The sequence below is a fragment of the Streptomyces sp. NPDC002055 genome, from assembly GCF_040296705.1.
Taxonomy (GTDB): domain Bacteria; phylum Actinomycetota; class Actinomycetes; order Streptomycetales; family Streptomycetaceae; genus Streptomyces.
Genome location: NZ_JBEOXS010000012.1, coordinates 76,069 through 90,062 on the forward strand (window position 1 = coordinate 76,069; position 13,994 = coordinate 90,062).

Below are 13,994 nucleotides of genomic sequence, written 5' to 3' on the forward strand. Positions count from 1 at the left end.
GTCTAAGCGCTTTCCATAGTGGCATCTACTTTCCAAAGTGGAAAGTGTGTAGCGCTGCGTTCTGCCGCGCTGCCCGGTGTCCTCGCCGGTGGGAGCCGGTCCACGAGGGGGGATTGCGTCCCGCCGGGCGGGCGGGTGATCGTGGCAGGGTGGCCCCCATGACGCGACCGAGCCCCCGCACCCCGGCCCTGGACCTGATCGCCGCCGTCGTCGACCCCGGAACCTGGCGTGGCTGGGACGAGCCGGTCGCGGTCACCACCGAGGACCTCGACTACCGTGCCGATCTGGAGCGGGCCCGCGAGCGCACCGGTCTCGACGAGTCGGTCGTCACCGGCGAGGGCGCGATACGCGGGCACCGGGTGGCCGTGGTGGCCTGCGAATTCCGCTTCCTGGCCGGGTCGATCGGGGTCGCGGCGGGGGAACGGCTGGTCCGGGCGGTCGAACGGGCCACCGCGGAACGGCTGCCGCTGCTCGCCGCACCCGCCTCCGGCGGTACGCGGATGCAGGAGGGCACCATCGCCTTCGTCCAGATGGTGAAGGTCACCGCCGCCATCGCGGAGCACAAGGCGGCCGGGCTGCCCTACCTGGTCCATCTGCGGCATCCGACGACGGGCGGAGTGTTCGCCTCCTGGGGTTCCCTCGGGCATGTCACGTCCGCCGAACCGGGTGCCCTCATCGGCTTTCTGGGTCCCCGGGTCCACGAGGCGCTGTACGGCGAGGAGTTCCCGCCCGGCGTCCAGACCGCCGAGAACCTCCTGGCGCACGGGCTGGTGGACGCGGTCCTCCCCGCGGAACACCTGCCCGAGGCCGCGGCGCACGCCCTCGCCGTCCTCCGCGGCGTCGAGGTCGGACGGCACAGCGACACCGGATCGCATGGCGAGGTCGGACCGCACGGTGACTCCGGACCGCGCAGCGAATCAACGGAGCAGGGCGGCGGGGTGGCGGCGCGGGACGGCCGCGCGCCGCGGCAGGACGAGGGGGGTGCCGCGCCCGCCCGGAACGCTGCCGCCCGGAACGCTGCCGCCCGGAACGTCGCCGCCCGGAACGTCGCCGCCCGGAACGTCGGTGCGCGGGAGGCCGGTGCACGGGAGCCCGGGGCGGACGGCCGGGGCGGGAGTGGTTCGGGAGATGGGGACGGGTCCGGGGCCGGGCCCGGGAATGCGCAGGCGACCGCCGACTCCATCCGGCGCTCCCGGCGTCCCGAACGGCCCGGCGTCCGCGCGCTGCTGAAGGCCGTCGGCCGCGACGTCACCCCGATGAGCGGCACGGGAGCGGGGGAACACGACCCCGGACTGCTGCTCGCCCTCGCCCGGATCGGCGGAACGCCGTGCATGGTCCTCGGACACGACCGGCAGGGCGAGGCGGCGTCACCGCTCGGCCCCGCCGGACTGCGCGCGGCCCGCCGCGGGATGCGGATCGCCGCCGAACTCGGCGTTCCGCTGCTCACCGTGGTGGACACCGCGGGTGCCGCACTGTCCCGGGAAGCCGAGGAAGGCGGGCTCGCCGGTGAGATAGCGCGCTGCCTCGCGGACCTCGTCACGCTGCCCGCGCCGACGCTGTGTCTGCTGCTCGGGCAGGGCGCCGGCGGTGGCGCGCTCGCGCTGCTGCCCGCGGACCGGGTGCTCGCCGCACGCCACGCCTGGCTCTCCCCGCTGCCGCCCGAGGGCGCCTCCGCGATTCTGTACCGCACCACGGAACGGGCGTACGAGGTCGCCGCCCGCCAGGGCGTGCGCTCCGCCGACCTGCTCGACCAGGGCATCGTGGACCGCATCGTCGAGGAGGCGCCGGACGGCGGCGCGGCGGACGGCGGCGCGGCGGGCGGAGCAACGCCTGACGCCGCGGACGAGCCGGCCGCGTTCCTCGCGCGGCTGGGAGCCGTGCTGGGCGAGGAACTCGCCGCCCTGCGCGGCCAGGAGCCCGACGCCCGGCTCACCGCCCGCCGGAGGCGGTACCGGGAACTCGGCGCGCACCACGCCCGCTCCTGACGGATGCCGGGCGCTGGAACTCCCCTCCGGGAGGCACCGTTCAGGGAGACGCGCGGCCGTTGTCAGTGGGCGGTGCGACGATCCCGATGTGCACTCCGAGACCTCGAAGAACCCCAGGATTCCGCAGAGTCAGCCGAGCAGGCAGAGCCCCGAGAGCCCTCAGAGCCCTCAGAGCCCTCAGAGCCCCCAGAGCCCCCAGAGCCCCGAGAGTCGGCCGAGCCCCCAGAGCAAGCCGAGCCGGCACAGTCCGATGAGTTGCCGGAGTCCGCAGAGTCCGGCGGGCTCGATGGATTCGGCGGATTCGGCGGATTCGACGAACCCACGGACGCCGGCACCCCTGATGCCATCGCCGGATCCGGGTGCCCGGACGGCCTCGGCAGCCGAGTACTGGGACTCCGCCGCGGCGGCGTTCGACGACGAACCGGACCACGGGCTGCGCGATCCCGCCGTACGGGCCGCCTGGGCGGCGCGGCTGGACGACTGGCTGCCCGACGGCCCGTCCGACGTCCTCGACATCGGCTGCGGGACCGGCAGCCTCTCCCTGCTCGCGGCCGCGCGGGGCCACCGGGTCACCGCGGTCGACCTCTCCCCGCGCATGGCGGAGCAGGCACGGTCCAAGCTCGCCGGGACCGGCGCGCAGGTCCTCGTCGGGGACGCGGCCGAACCTCCGGTGGGGGAGCGGCGGTTCGATGTCGTTCTCGCCCGCCATCTGGTGTGGATGCTGCCCGACCGGGCCGCAGTGCTGCGTCACTGGGCGGGCCTGCTGCGCCCCGGCGGGCGGCTCGTGCTGATCGAGGGGGTCTGGGGCGACATCGATCCGGCGGGGGTGCCGCTCGGTGAACTCTCCGCGGCGGTGGCCCCCTGGGCGGCCCGGGTGCACACCGAGCGGCTGTCCACCGATCCGGCCCTCTGGGGCCGGCCGGTCACCGACGAGCGGTACGCCATGGTGGTCCACCCGGCCCCGCCGCGGCGGCACACCGAGGTGGTGGACGTGCACCTCGTGCTGCGCAGAGAGGGGCAGGTCCTGCTCAGCCGCCGTGCCAACACCGGTTATGCCGACGGTCTGTGGCACGCGCCCTCCGGACATGTGGAGGACGGCGAGGACGTCCGGGAGGCGATGATCCGCGAGGCGCGCGAGGAGACCGGCCTCGACCTTCGCCCCGAGGACCTGCGGGTGGCCCTCGTGATGCAGCACCGCGCGCCGCGGGCCGACGCACGGCCGCGCACCGGTTGGTTCTTCGAGGTCACCTACGGGGCGGGCGGTGAGCCGGTCAACCGCGAGCCCGAGAAGTGCTCGCAGCTCGACTGGTTCCCGCTGGACGCCCTCCCGGACGACATGGTCGCGTACTGCAGGGCGGGGCTGGACGCCTACCGGGCGGGAGACCGCTTCGTGCTGCACTGGCACCGGGCGGGCGACCCCGTCGCGTACGACCCGGAGCTGCCCGACCGCGCCGTGACGCTGCCGCCCACGACGGACCTCCCCTCCACGTAGGCCTCGCCCCCGGGTTGTCTCCCGGATGGGTGCGGGAGTGGAACCGGGGTGGGAGCGGAACCGGGGTGGCCCATGGGGTGTTTCGGATGAGTGGGGTGTTTCGTACGACACGCCGGGACGCCGGCCCGGGTGTGCGAGACGATGGTGCCGAACAGCTCAGCGCATTGTGAGGAGTCACCCCGTGAGCTTGAAGGTCACCGTCACCGGCGACTCCCCCGAGGCACCCTACGAACAGGTCCGCGCCCAGATCGCGGACCAGGCACGCTCGGGCGCGCTGCCGGTCGGGTACAAGCTCCCGACGGTCCGGGGGCTCGCCGAGGAGCTGGGGCTGGCGGCCAACACCGTCGCCAAGGCGTACCGCGCGCTGGAGTCGGACGGGGTGATCGAGACCCGCGGCCGCAACGGGACGTTCGTCGCCGCCGCGGGGGAGGCCGCCGAGCGGGAAGCCGCCTCGGCCGCCTCGGCCTACGCCGGGCGGGTCCACCGTCTGGGCCTGGACCACGCCGCGGCACTCGCGGCCGTCGAGGACGCCCTGCGCGCCGCCTACGGCACCGACCGGCCGTGAACGCGGGGTGACGGCCCGGCGCACCCCGGCGCACCCGGCGCACCCCGGCAGGTTCCGATGGGCCCGGAGCGCGGGTGGGCCCGCGAGCACCGGTAGGCATATGAGCACCCGCAGGCCCCGCAGGCCCCGCAGGCCCGGCGGGAGACAGGCCGGGGGAGGCCGGAAATACGCCTTGCCGGAGCCGGAGCCGGAGCCGGAGCCGGAGCCGGAGCCGGAGCCGGAGCCATTGCTGTGCACCGGCCGGGGGGGGGGGGGGGGGCACGCGCCCGTCGTCGTCCCGTGGTTGCGCCACGCCCGGGACCAGGGCGGGGGGTGGGGCGCGGGGGCGGGGGCCGGGGCGGCCGGGCGCGCCCCCGGCGGCCGGCCCGGTCCCCCCCCACGGCCGGAAGTTCAGAGGTAGAGCCCCGCGTCCGATCCGGTGGCCGGGTGGGGGAGGACGGAGGCCGGGCCGGTGCCGCGCCGCAGGGCGAACAGCTCCGCCAGCGTCGCGCCGTCCCGTCCGACACCCTGTTCCGTGCCGAGCCAACTCACCGCCTCGCCGCGGGTCAGCGACCCCACCTCGATCCGGGCCAGACACCGGCCCGGCCGGACCACGGCCGGGTGGAGCCGTTCGAGGTCCTCGTTGGTGGTGACGCCCACCAGGACGTTGCGCCCCTGTCCGAGCAGTCCGTCGGTGAGGTTCAGCAGCCGGGAGAGGGCCTGGCCCGCGGTGTGCCGGGCCTCGCCGCGGATGAGCTCGTCGCAGTCCTCGAGGAGCAGCAGCCGCCAACGGCCCTTCGCCGTGCCCTCGTCCTCGCCGATCGCGATGTCCATCAGATAGCCGACGTCGTTGAACAGCCGCTCCGGGTCCAGGACGCAGTCGACCTGGCACCAGTCGCGCCAGGAGCGTGCCAGGGTCCGCAGGGCGGAGGTCTTGCCCGTGCCGGGCGGGCCGTGCAGCAGCAGGAGACGGCCCGAGATGTCGTCCGGGGTGACCTTCATCAGCCGGTCCATCGCGTCGGCGACCGGTGCCGTGTAGTTCGGCCGGATCTCCTCCCACGTCCCGGCGGAGATCTGCCGGGTCGTCCGGTAGGGGCCGCGCCGAGGCGACACGTACCAGAAGCCCATCGTCACGTTTTCCGGCTGCGGCTCCGGCTCGTCCTCCGCGCCGTCGACGCTCTGGCGGAGCACCTCCTCGGCCAGTGCGTCGTCGACCGCCGTCACCGTGACGTCGGCGCCGCGGTTCCACCGGGACACCAGCAGCGTCCAGCCCTCGCCCTCGGCCAGCAGCGCGCCGCGGTCGTCGTCGCGCGCGGAGCGCAGCACGGTGGCGGCCTCGGGCAGCAGGGTCGCCCCGGACTTGACCCGGTCGATCGAGGTGCTGCGGGAGTACGGCTGCTCACCGTTGGCGAACCGGCCGAGGAACAGCGCGTCCACGACATCCGATGGGGAGTCGCTGTCGTCCATCGTCAGCCGGATCGGCAGGGCGTCGTGCGCCGCGGCGGGCTCGGCCCGGGGCGGTGGGGCGTCGGTCGGCAGGGTGTCCTCCGGCTCGGTCGAGGGGCGCGGGCGGTGGTCCGGCGCGTGTCACGCCCATGATCCGGCACGGGCGCCGCCGGTGCACGCAGGTTTCCCGGATGCCCGGCCGTGCCGCCGGAGACCGGGGCGCAGGGTTGCGCCGATCGGTGCCGATCGGTGCCGACCGGGGTCGGCCGGTGCTGACCGGGCGTCACCGTCGTGGGGCCGGGGGCCGGGGGCCGCGGGGCGCGGGGCGCTCGCGGTACGGGCCGACTGCGCCCGCGCGGCCCCTTACGCCGTCGCCCGGGGTGCTGGCAACGACGCCCCCACCCGGGGGTCGGCCCCTGCGGTCGACCCCGCTCGCTGTCCGCTGACGGTGTGCCGGGTCCGCGAGGAGACGGCTGGGACAGGGGCGGAGCGGGCGGGGGCGTCACGCGCAGCCCACCGCGCAGAAGGTCCGAACCTTTGTTTGGCATGGACACTTCCGGAGTCGCCTGGGCGCTGCTACGACAGATGTGGCAGAGCTCCTGCTAAGGGAGGTTCCATGAAACTGTCCCGGTCTGCGGGCGTATCGTCCGCAATCCTCCTCAGTGCCGCGTTCGCCCTTGCCGGGGCGGGCGCGGCGTACTCCGCCGAACAGGCCGCCCCCCGCTACGTGGCCCTCGGTGACTCGTACTCCTCCGGCGTCGGCGCCGGGAGTTACGACAGCTCCAGCGGCAACTGCAAGCGCAGCACCAAGTCCTATCCCGCCCTCTGGGCAGCGGCCCACGCGCCCGCGTCCTTCTCCTTCACCGCCTGTTCGGGCGCGCGGACCGGTGACGTCCTCTCCGGCCAGCTCGCCCCGCTCAACTCCGCCACCGGGCTGGTCAGCATCAGCGTCGGCGGCAACGACGCCGGATTCGCCGACGTCATGACCACCTGTGTCCTCAACTCCGAGAGCACCTGTCTGCAACGGGTGCAGCAGGCGCGTCAGTACGTCGCCACCACGCTGCCCGGCAAGCTCGACCAGGTCTACTCCGCCATCCGCAGCAAGGCCCCCGCCGCCCGGGTCGTCGTCCTCGGCTACCCGCGGCTTTACAAGATCAACGGAAGCTGCATCGCGGGCCTCAGTGAGAACGAACGGTCCGCCCTCAACGCCGCCTCCGACGCCCTCAACGCCGCCACCGCCAAGCGCGCCGCCGACCACGGCTTCACCTTCGGCGACGTGACCGGGACCTTCACCGGCCACGAGATCTGCTCCAGCGACAGCTGGATCCACAGCGTCACCCTGCCGATCGACAACTCCTACCACCCCAAGGCCGCCGGACAGTCCGGTGGCTATCTCCCCGTCTTCTCCTCGGCGGCCTGACAGCCGGCCGCCACCCCCACGGAGGAGGAGGCCCCTCCCCGGGGCCTCCTCGCCCACCCCGCTTCCTCGCCTGCCTCGCCTCGCTCACCCCGCTTCCTCGCCCACGTGCCTGCTCTCTCGGAGTCGCCACCGGCGCGGGCGGCCGGAGCGTGCGCCATCGGTGCGCCCCCGAGGCGGGCCGGCACCGCCCGAGACCCCCATCGATCAACGCGCCCCCGATGCACCGCAGTTCACTCCGAATGTCAACACCCTTGCCGGGAAGGTGAATCGGGGCCCCGCGGATGCGCGGGTGACGTGACGGGACGGTAGGGTTAACCTGCCCGGGTCGGGTGCCCTCGTTTGGGTGGGGAGTCTCATGGAACAGATAGCAATGCGCAGCAGGGCTCGAGTCCCTGCCATCAGCTGCGGAAGCAGCGCGTCCAGTACGCGCCTCGACCGCCATCTCGCCGTGCTGGCCGGTCCTGCCGTGCCGTCGTGCGAGGCGGAGGAGGCCACTCTGCTGATGCGGGAGATAACGTCCCGTGACGTGCGGGCGGTGTCGAGCAGGGGGGCACGGGTCTCCCGGGTCTCGCTCTTCGCCCCGCTGCGACGGCTCCGCCGCTCGCTCTTCGGCAACCACGGCTGACCCGGCCCGCCCACCCGACCAGGCGCACGGTCTCAGGCCCTGTCCGGCACACCCGCCCCGGGCGGCGGTGTGCCGGCACGCACTCCCTCACAGCCCTTCGGGCAGGGGGTGCCCCACGCCACGTTGTCGGCCGTCGGCGCGGCCCGCTGCGCTCCTCTCTCCCCCCTGGGCCCGGCGGCCCGGGAGGTACCCCCAACCCTCCGCCGTGCGATCGCACGCATCGGCCCACCACCATCCCTGCCCTCAGGGCGGACGACGCCACAGGTCGGACGACGCCTGGCTTGAGCCTTGACCTCCCCCGGTTGCCAGGAGGCGCTGGGTGGCGTGAACGGCTATGAGCAGGTCCGGCTGTGTGGTGGACCGAGAGCGGGCCGACTCGGTGATGACAGCCGCAGTCGAGGCCCCGCGCTGGGGCCCGACAGCGCCCGACAGCGAGTGACGTCAGGCGGACCGGCTGACGTCGTCGAAGTCGGTGGAGGCCGACAGTTCGGCCCATTCCAGCATGTCCCGCTCGAAGGCGTCGCGTCCGGCCTGGACGAGCCGAAGCGCGTCGGTGCCGAGCAGCAGGCGCGTCGGCGGCTGGTCGGCCGCCACAATGCGCAGCACCGCGGCCGCGGCCTTGTCCGGGTCGCCCGGCTGGTGCCCGCTGCCGTGGATGCGCCGGGCGCGCAGCGGCTCGAACAGCTCGTCGTAGTCGGCGATCACACGGGGTGCGCGGATCATCGAGCGGCCGGCCCAGTCGGTCCGGAAACTGCCCGGCTCGACAGCGGTGACATGGATGCCGAAACCGGCGACCTCCTTGCCGAGCGTTTCGAGGATGCCCTCCACCGCGAACTTACTGCCGTGGTAGAAGCTGAGGCCCGGCATGGTGATCAGCCCGCCCATCGAGGTGACGGCGATGACGTGGCCGGAACGGCGCTCCCGCATGTGCGGCAGCATGGCCTTGATCACCGCCACGGTTCCGTAGACGTTCACCTCGAACTGACGGCGAAGGTCATCCATCGACGACTCCTCGAAGAGGCCGTCATGGCCGTACCCGGCGTTGGCGACGAGTACGTCGACCGGGCCCAGGTCGCGCTCGGTCCCGTCCACGACCGTGTCCACCGCGTCATGGTCGGTCACGTCCAGGATGCGGGCGTGCGCGTCGCCGGCGAGCGCCTCAAAGGCCCGTGCGTCGGCGGGCGTGCGCACCGTGCCCACCACCCGGTGGCCCGCGCCCAACGCCGCATGCGCGAGTGCGCGGCCCAGGCCGGTGCTGACGCCGGTGATCAGGAATGTCTTGGTGTCCGACACAGGAGTTCCCTTCGTACGATGCGAACAGAGGCCGACCGGGGCGGTTGGGCCCCGTCGGTCTCGACACGTTTCACTTCAGCACCGGAATCGGCTGCTGACCGGCTTCCGGGGGGTCCGCTTCGCCCCGGGGACAGCCGGACCGGGGGACTGCCAGTCCCCCTTTCGCGGGCCGTCGGGGCGATCTTGGGCCCTATCGTGAACGGCATGGACCGCAACACAGCCCTCGGTGAGTTCCTCCGCTCCCGGCGGGCACGGATCACCCCGCGCCAGGCGGGCCTGTCCGACGACGGCGGTTCTCGGCGAGTGCCGGGACTGCGCCGCGAAGAGATCGCGCAACTGGCGGGCGTGAGCGTCGACTACTACGTACGCCTGGAACGCGGACGCCGACTGAACGTCTCCGAGACCGTGCTCGACGCCATCTCCCGCGCGCTACGCCTCGATCCCGTCGAACGCACCCATCTGTTCCAGCTCGCCAAGCCCGCCGCAGGCAGGACCCGCCGCACGGCAACGCGTCCACAGCCGGTCCGCCCGGGACTGCGCGACCTGCTCCGGACCCTCGAGCACACCCCCGCCCTGGTACTGGGGCGGCGACTGGACGTCCTTGCGTCCAACCGGATGGCACGTGCGCTGCTCACCGACTTCGACGCGCTGCCGCACCGCGAGCGGAACCTGGTGCGGTTCATGTTCTGCGACGAGACCGCCCGTTCGCTTTATGCCCACTGGGACACCCACGCCCAGGACATCGTCGCCTCGCTCCGTCGCGACGCCGGACGCCATCCCCATGATCCGCTACTGGCCGAACTCGTCGGCGAACTCTCGATCAAGGATGAGGACTTCCACCGCTGGTGGGCCGACCAGAACGTGTATCGGCACACCCATGGCAGCAAACACTTCCACCACCCGATCGTCGGCCCGCTCACCCTCCATTACGAGTCCCTCACCCTGCCCGCCGACCCGGACCAGCGGCTGAGCGTCTACACCGCCGAGGCAGGCTCCAGCTCCGAAGAGGCGCTTCGGCTCCTGGCCGCGTGGATACGGCAGCCCGAGACTTCGCACGGGCGGCACGTAGAGTCGAGCTAGGCCACCACACCGTCCCGCCGCAGTGCGGCGACCTGCTCGTCCGTCATCCCCAGGGCATGCAGCAGCGCTCCGGTGTGTTCCCCCAGGGCCGGTACGGCTCCCCTGGGCGGTGCCTGCCCGCCGGGCAGGGTGATGGGCGGGAGCAGCGTGCGCAGCGGGCCCGCCGGTGAGCCGGCCTCCTGCCACCGCTCCCGGGCCGCCAGTTGGGGGTGGGCGGCCAGCTCGGCCACCCCGTTGAGCCGGGCGCAGGCGATGCCCGCCCGCTCCAGGCGCTCCACCGCCTCGTCGGCCGTCATGCCGCTGAGCGCCTCCGTGACGGCCGCGTCGGTCTTCGTACGGTTCCGGGTCCGGGCCACATTGGTGGCGTGGTCCGGGTCCTCGGCCAGTTCGGGCCGCTCCAGCACCTGTTCCGCGAGCCGCCGCCACTCCCGGTCGTTCTGCACCGACAGCAGGACCAGCGGCCCGTCGGCCGTTGGATAGGCGTTGTACGGGGCGATGACGGCGTGCGCGACCCCGGTGCGCGCCGGAGGCTCGCCTCCGTACATCCCGAAGTACAGCGGGTGTCCCATCCACTCGGCCAGTGCGTCGAACATCGACACCTCGACCGGGCCGCCGCGGCCGGTGACACCGCGCCGCAGCAGCGCCGCGAGCACCCCGGAGAAGGCGTACATCGCGGCGGCGATGTCGGCCGCGGGGATGCCCGCCTTCACCGGCTGCTCCGGTGTGCCGGTCACCGATACCAGCCCGGCCTCGCACTGCACGAGCATGTCGTAGGCCCGCTTGTGGGCGTACGGGCCGTCCGGGCCGTAACCGGAGATGTCCACGGCCACCAGCCGGGGGTGGCGCGCGCAGAGTGCCGCGGCGTCCAGCCCCAGCCGGTCCGCCGCGCCCTGGGCGAGGTTCTGGACGAAGACGTCCGCGTCCGCCAGCAGTCGCTCCAGGATCTCCCGGCCCCGCGGCTCCTTGAGGTCCAGCGCGATCGACTCCTTGCCGCGGTTGGCCCAGACGAAGTGCGAGGCCAGGCCGTGCACCGCGGTGTCGTAGGCGCGGGCGAAGTCGCCGCCGTCCGGCCGCTCGACCTTGATCACCCGGGCGCCCAGGTCGGCGAGCTGCCGGGTGGCGAAGGGCGCGGAGACGGCCTGTTCGACCGCGACGACGGTGATGCCGTCGAGCGGCAGGGGCTGCGGCTGTGCGGAGTCGTTCATGGATCCGGTCCTATCGCGCCGGCAGGGAGTTTGTCATCGGTGCCGGAGGGGCCGTGGCGCGTGGCGGTGATCACTTCCCAAGGGCTGCCATGGCTCGGTGCGGCGGCGATTCCGGTCCTCACCCGGGAAGCGTCTTCCGCTCCTCATAATGCAGAGGTGAGCGCCAGGGTCTCCCTGCTATGGTCCGCCGATGACATCGGTCAAGCAGGTCCAAGTCACCTTCGACTGCGCGGAACCCGAGCGCGTCGCTCGCTTTTGGTGCGAGGTGCTGGGGTACGCCGTACCGCCGCCACCGGAGGGGTTCGCCACGTGGAACGATTTCGACCGCTCGCTGCCGCCTGAGCGTCAGGGTTCGGCGTTCGCCTGCATGGATCCCTCAGGTGTGGGCCCGCGGCTGTTCTTCCAGCGCGTTCCCGAAGGCAAGGTCGTCAAGAATCGGCTGCATCTCTGCGTGCGGGTCGGCACCGGACTCGTAGGGGAAGAGCGCTTGGCCGCGCTCGAAGCCGAGTGCGCACGGCTGCTCCCGCTCGGCGCGACACGTCTGCGACTCCTGCTTGCCGACGAGGAGAACGAGTCGTGTCTCGTGATGCAGGACATCGAGGGCAACGAGTTCTGTCTCGACTGAGCGTCCTCGCCGGACGGTGAGGTGAGGAGTCCGGGCCCGGACCGGGTGGGCCGGCGGGGGACATCGCGGGCGTATGGCGACGCACACGGACAGCGGTGGCCCCCGGGCTCGGGGTTCCGGCGCCCGGGCGCTAACTTGTCGGCTCCACGTCGATCTTGACGTGACATCACCGCACTGTCATTCATGGGGGACTCGTATGTCTACGCCTCAGCCGCCCGGCGGCTACCACCCGTACGGCCAGCCGCAGCAGCCGCCGTACGGCGCACCGCCGCAGCAGGGGCCCTACGGTCAGCAGCCCCACCCGGGGCAGGCGCCCTACGGCGGGCCGCAGATGATGCCCGGTCCCGCACCGCGCCCGCCGCGGCGGCCCGGGAGCAGCCTCAAGGTCAAGATTTTCGCGGTGGTCGTCGCCCTCGGCATCGCCGCCGTCTGGAGCTACAACAGCAAGGGCAACACCCTCACCAAGAACAAGCACGGACGGACCGTCGCCAAGGGCGCGGAGAAGGCCGCTGTCTCGGCCGAGCCGGGCGACTGCGTGCAGAACAAGGGCACCGAGGGCAAGCCCGTGATCGAGCTCGTCGAGTGCGGGAGCGTCGAGGCCGAGTTCACGGTGGTGGAGACCGAGGGCGTGGACACCTGCCCGGCCGGCACCAGCCGGTACCAGGAGCTCCGCAGGGGCGTGCCGCAGATCACGCGCTGTCTGAAGCCGCTCGAGAAGTAGGTCCCGCGCGCGGGGCGCCGTGAGGGGGCGGGTGTCCGGGCCGGCTGCGCCGTCGGTGCGCTGTGCCCGAGCCCGCTCCCGCCCGCGGTCCGGGCCACTGTCGCCGGCAGGCCCGGCTGCCCGCCCCGGTCATGAGGGATCACTCCCGTCGGTCCGCCGCCGTGGCGCCGCACCGGCTCAGAGCAGGGCGAACTGGCCGTTCGGGCCTTCCTCGTGGTGGTCCAGCACCGAGGCCGGGTGGCGGGCCGCGGCCGGGGCGGGCAGTACACCGGCCGTGCGCAGCTCGTCGGCGGTGAGCTGCTGCCCCTCGCTGAGGCGTGCGGCCAACTCCCGCTGTTGCGGCCGGAGTTCGGCCAGCAGGGCGAGCACGGTGATCAGTTCCAGCAGGTCGGAGGTCCACTCCCGCGGCCAGAGGGCCGGCCGGATCGCGTCCAGGGGACCGGCCGGTGCCGGGGCCGAGCGGAGATCGACCCAGTGCTCCAGCACGCGGACCCCCGCGGCCCGGAACTCCCAGGCTCCCGCGGGCACCGGCGCGATCCGGCCCTCGCCCAGGTGCAGGGTCTCCTCGTCGGCGTCGTAGCGCAGCGCGCCGGACAGCGCGCGGAGGTTCGACGGGAGGGCGGCCCGGACGTACGGGCGGCGCCCGCCGGGCAGCTTGGGGCGGTCCTCCGGCGACCGGCCGCAGCGCGCGCCGTGCGTGTACAGCCACAGCATCCGGCGGCCGAGGGCCACTCCGGTGTCCCAGACGGCGGGGGAGAGCGGGAGCGGCACCGCGCAGCCGCCCGCGCCGTGCGCCGCGGCGGCGGTGGTCCAGGCGAGGAAGTCCTCGGCGGAGACGGCCCGGCCGAGCAGATCGGTGAGCCGGTCGAGCAGGCCGGGCGCCAGGTTGGGCTCCCGGCCGCCGGGCCGCCGGAAGAGCGGACGGATCCGCCCGGGGCGGCCGGCCGGCGCGTGCCCGTCCGGGAGCAGCGCGGAGCACACCACGGCCGGTCCGGCCGGGTCCGGGTCACGGAGCGGGGCCCGGCCCTCCGCCGCGCGGGCGGCGGGTACCGGGCCGCGTGCCTGTTCCACCACGAAGGTCTGCCCGGGGCCGGCCACTCGCCACAGCTCCGGCCGGGCCGCGTCGATCAGCCGGTGGTCGGGGATCAGCCACTGCTGGTCGAACGGGCCGTGCAGGACCCGCACCGGCTCGGGACACGGGCCGCGCTCCGCGGCGAGCGGTGCCGTCGGGGCGTCGTGGCCGGGCAGCTGGGGCACCGCGGTGTGCAGTCCGCGGATCCGCGAGGGCTGGAACAGGGCGGCGCGCTCCTCGGCCGATTCGCACCGCACCAGGGCGTCCCAGCGGGCGCGCAGGGACGCGGCGTCCGGGGCGAGCGGCCAGGCCCGGCCCGCCCGCAGCGGCGCCACGGACCAGGGCATCAGGTCCGCGAGCAGCGGGGCGCCGGCCGGCGGCGCGGCCCCGGGGGCCGGCCGCTCCTCGGCTGGTTTCGCCGTCACGCAGCGGCCCTCCCCGGCGCGATGGACATCGCGGAACGTCCGTCCGTCCGCCCGCATGGTA

The 13,994-nt window shown here is 73.8% G+C and carries 12 protein-coding genes; 8 read left to right on the forward strand and 4 right to left on the reverse strand.

The window, feature by feature from the left end:
- Positions 1–158 precede the first annotated feature (158 nt).
- The 3 genes from ABT112_RS09805 to ABT112_RS09815 all read left to right on the forward strand — a co-directional run bounded on the left by ABT112_RS09805 (position 159) and on the right by ABT112_RS09815 (position 4,042).
- Positions 159–1,985 carry a carboxyl transferase domain-containing protein gene (locus ABT112_RS09805; RefSeq protein WP_351507489.1) on the forward strand — a complete coding sequence of 609 codons (1,827 nt, stop codon included), beginning with the start codon at positions 159–161 and terminating at the stop codon, positions 1,983–1,985.
- A gap of 340 nt (positions 1,986–2,325) precedes the next feature.
- A complete protein-coding gene (locus tag ABT112_RS09810; RefSeq protein ID WP_351507491.1) occupies positions 2,326–3,477 on the forward strand; it encodes a methyltransferase domain-containing protein in 1,152 nt (383 codons plus the stop codon).
- Between the two features lie 181 nt (positions 3,478–3,658).
- A complete protein-coding gene (locus ABT112_RS09815) occupies positions 3,659–4,042 on the forward strand; it encodes a GntR family transcriptional regulator (protein WP_351507492.1) in 384 nt (127 codons plus the stop codon).
- A gap of 390 nt (positions 4,043–4,432) precedes the next feature.
- Here the strand turns inward: ABT112_RS09815 and ABT112_RS09820 are convergent, their stop codons facing one another.
- Entirely contained in the window at positions 4,433–5,560 is a 1,128-nt protein-coding gene (locus tag ABT112_RS09820; protein ID WP_351507623.1) for a DUF5925 domain-containing protein, read from the reverse strand.
- 523 nt (positions 5,561–6,083) lie between these two features.
- Here ABT112_RS09820 and ABT112_RS09825 point away from each other — a divergent pair.
- Both ABT112_RS09825 and ABT112_RS09830 read left to right on the forward strand, forming a co-directional pair.
- Positions 6,084–6,887: an SGNH/GDSL hydrolase family protein gene (locus ABT112_RS09825; protein ID WP_351507494.1), complete on the forward strand. Its 804-nt coding sequence runs from the start codon at positions 6,084–6,086 to the stop codon at positions 6,885–6,887.
- A gap of 355 nt (positions 6,888–7,242) precedes the next feature.
- The gene (locus tag ABT112_RS09830; protein ID WP_351507496.1) at positions 7,243–7,512 is read left to right on the forward strand and encodes a hypothetical protein; all 270 of its coding nucleotides are present in this window, start codon (positions 7,243–7,245) and stop codon (positions 7,510–7,512) included.
- A 441-nt stretch (positions 7,513–7,953) separates the two neighbouring features.
- Here the strand turns inward: ABT112_RS09830 and ABT112_RS09835 are convergent, their stop codons facing one another.
- Positions 7,954–8,805: an oxidoreductase gene (locus tag ABT112_RS09835; RefSeq protein WP_351507498.1), complete on the reverse strand. Its 852-nt coding sequence runs from the start codon at positions 8,803–8,805 to the stop codon at positions 7,954–7,956.
- 204 nt (positions 8,806–9,009) lie between these two features.
- On the opposite strand from ABT112_RS09835, the gene ABT112_RS09840 reads away from it, so the two are divergent.
- Entirely contained in the window at positions 9,010–9,885 is an 876-nt protein-coding gene (locus tag ABT112_RS09840) for a helix-turn-helix transcriptional regulator (RefSeq protein ID WP_351507500.1), read from the forward strand.
- Here the strand turns inward: ABT112_RS09840 and ABT112_RS09845 are convergent.
- On the reverse strand, positions 9,882–11,090 hold the full coding sequence (locus tag ABT112_RS09845; protein ID WP_351507502.1) for a CaiB/BaiF CoA transferase family protein: 1,209 nt from the start codon (positions 11,088–11,090) through the stop codon (positions 9,882–9,884). The two genes, ABT112_RS09840 and ABT112_RS09845, sit on opposite strands and share 4 nt — an antisense overlap.
- A gap of 190 nt (positions 11,091–11,280) precedes the next feature.
- On the opposite strand from ABT112_RS09845, the gene ABT112_RS09850 reads away from it, so the two are divergent.
- On the forward strand, positions 11,281–11,715 hold the full coding sequence (locus ABT112_RS09850; protein WP_351507504.1) for a VOC family protein: 435 nt from the start codon (positions 11,281–11,283) through the stop codon (positions 11,713–11,715).
- A 196-nt stretch (positions 11,716–11,911) separates the two neighbouring features.
- Positions 11,912–12,436 (forward strand): LppU/SCO3897 family protein, encoded by a 525-nt coding sequence (locus ABT112_RS09855; protein WP_351507506.1) that lies wholly within the window; start codon positions 11,912–11,914, stop codon positions 12,434–12,436.
- Positions 12,437–12,613: 177 nt separating this feature from the next.
- On the opposite strand, the gene ABT112_RS09860 is transcribed toward ABT112_RS09855, so the two are convergent.
- Positions 12,614–13,855: a type ISP restriction/modification enzyme gene (locus ABT112_RS09860; RefSeq protein ID WP_351507625.1), complete on the reverse strand. Its 1,242-nt coding sequence runs from the start codon at positions 13,853–13,855 to the stop codon at positions 12,614–12,616.
- Between the last annotated feature and the right edge of the window lie 139 nt (positions 13,856–13,994).

Excerpts from the sequence above, each read along its gene's own strand:
- ABT112_RS09805 (WP_351507489.1), top strand. The coding sequence starts at position 159 with ATGACGCGACCGAGCCCCCGCACCCCGGCCCTGGACCTGATCGCCGCC.
- ABT112_RS09810 (WP_351507491.1), top strand. The coding sequence starts at position 2,326 with ATGCCATCGCCGGATCCGGGTGCCCGGACGGCCTCGGCAGCCGAGTAC.
- ABT112_RS09825 (WP_351507494.1), top strand. The coding sequence starts at position 6,084 with ATGAAACTGTCCCGGTCTGCGGGCGTATCGTCCGCAATCCTCCTCAGT.
- ABT112_RS09830 (WP_351507496.1), top strand. The coding sequence starts at position 7,243 with ATGGAACAGATAGCAATGCGCAGCAGGGCTCGAGTCCCTGCCATCAGC.
- ABT112_RS09840 (WP_351507500.1), top strand. The coding sequence starts at position 9,010 with ATGGACCGCAACACAGCCCTCGGTGAGTTCCTCCGCTCCCGGCGGGCA.
- ABT112_RS09845 (WP_351507502.1), bottom strand. The coding sequence starts at position 11,090 with ATGAACGACTCCGCACAGCCGCAGCCCCTGCCGCTCGACGGCATCACC.
- ABT112_RS09850 (WP_351507504.1), top strand. The coding sequence starts at position 11,281 with ATGACATCGGTCAAGCAGGTCCAAGTCACCTTCGACTGCGCGGAACCC.
- ABT112_RS09855 (WP_351507506.1), top strand. The coding sequence starts at position 11,912 with ATGTCTACGCCTCAGCCGCCCGGCGGCTACCACCCGTACGGCCAGCCG.
- ABT112_RS09860 (WP_351507625.1), bottom strand. The coding sequence starts at position 13,855 with ATGCCCTGGTCCGTGGCGCCGCTGCGGGCGGGCCGGGCCTGGCCGCTC.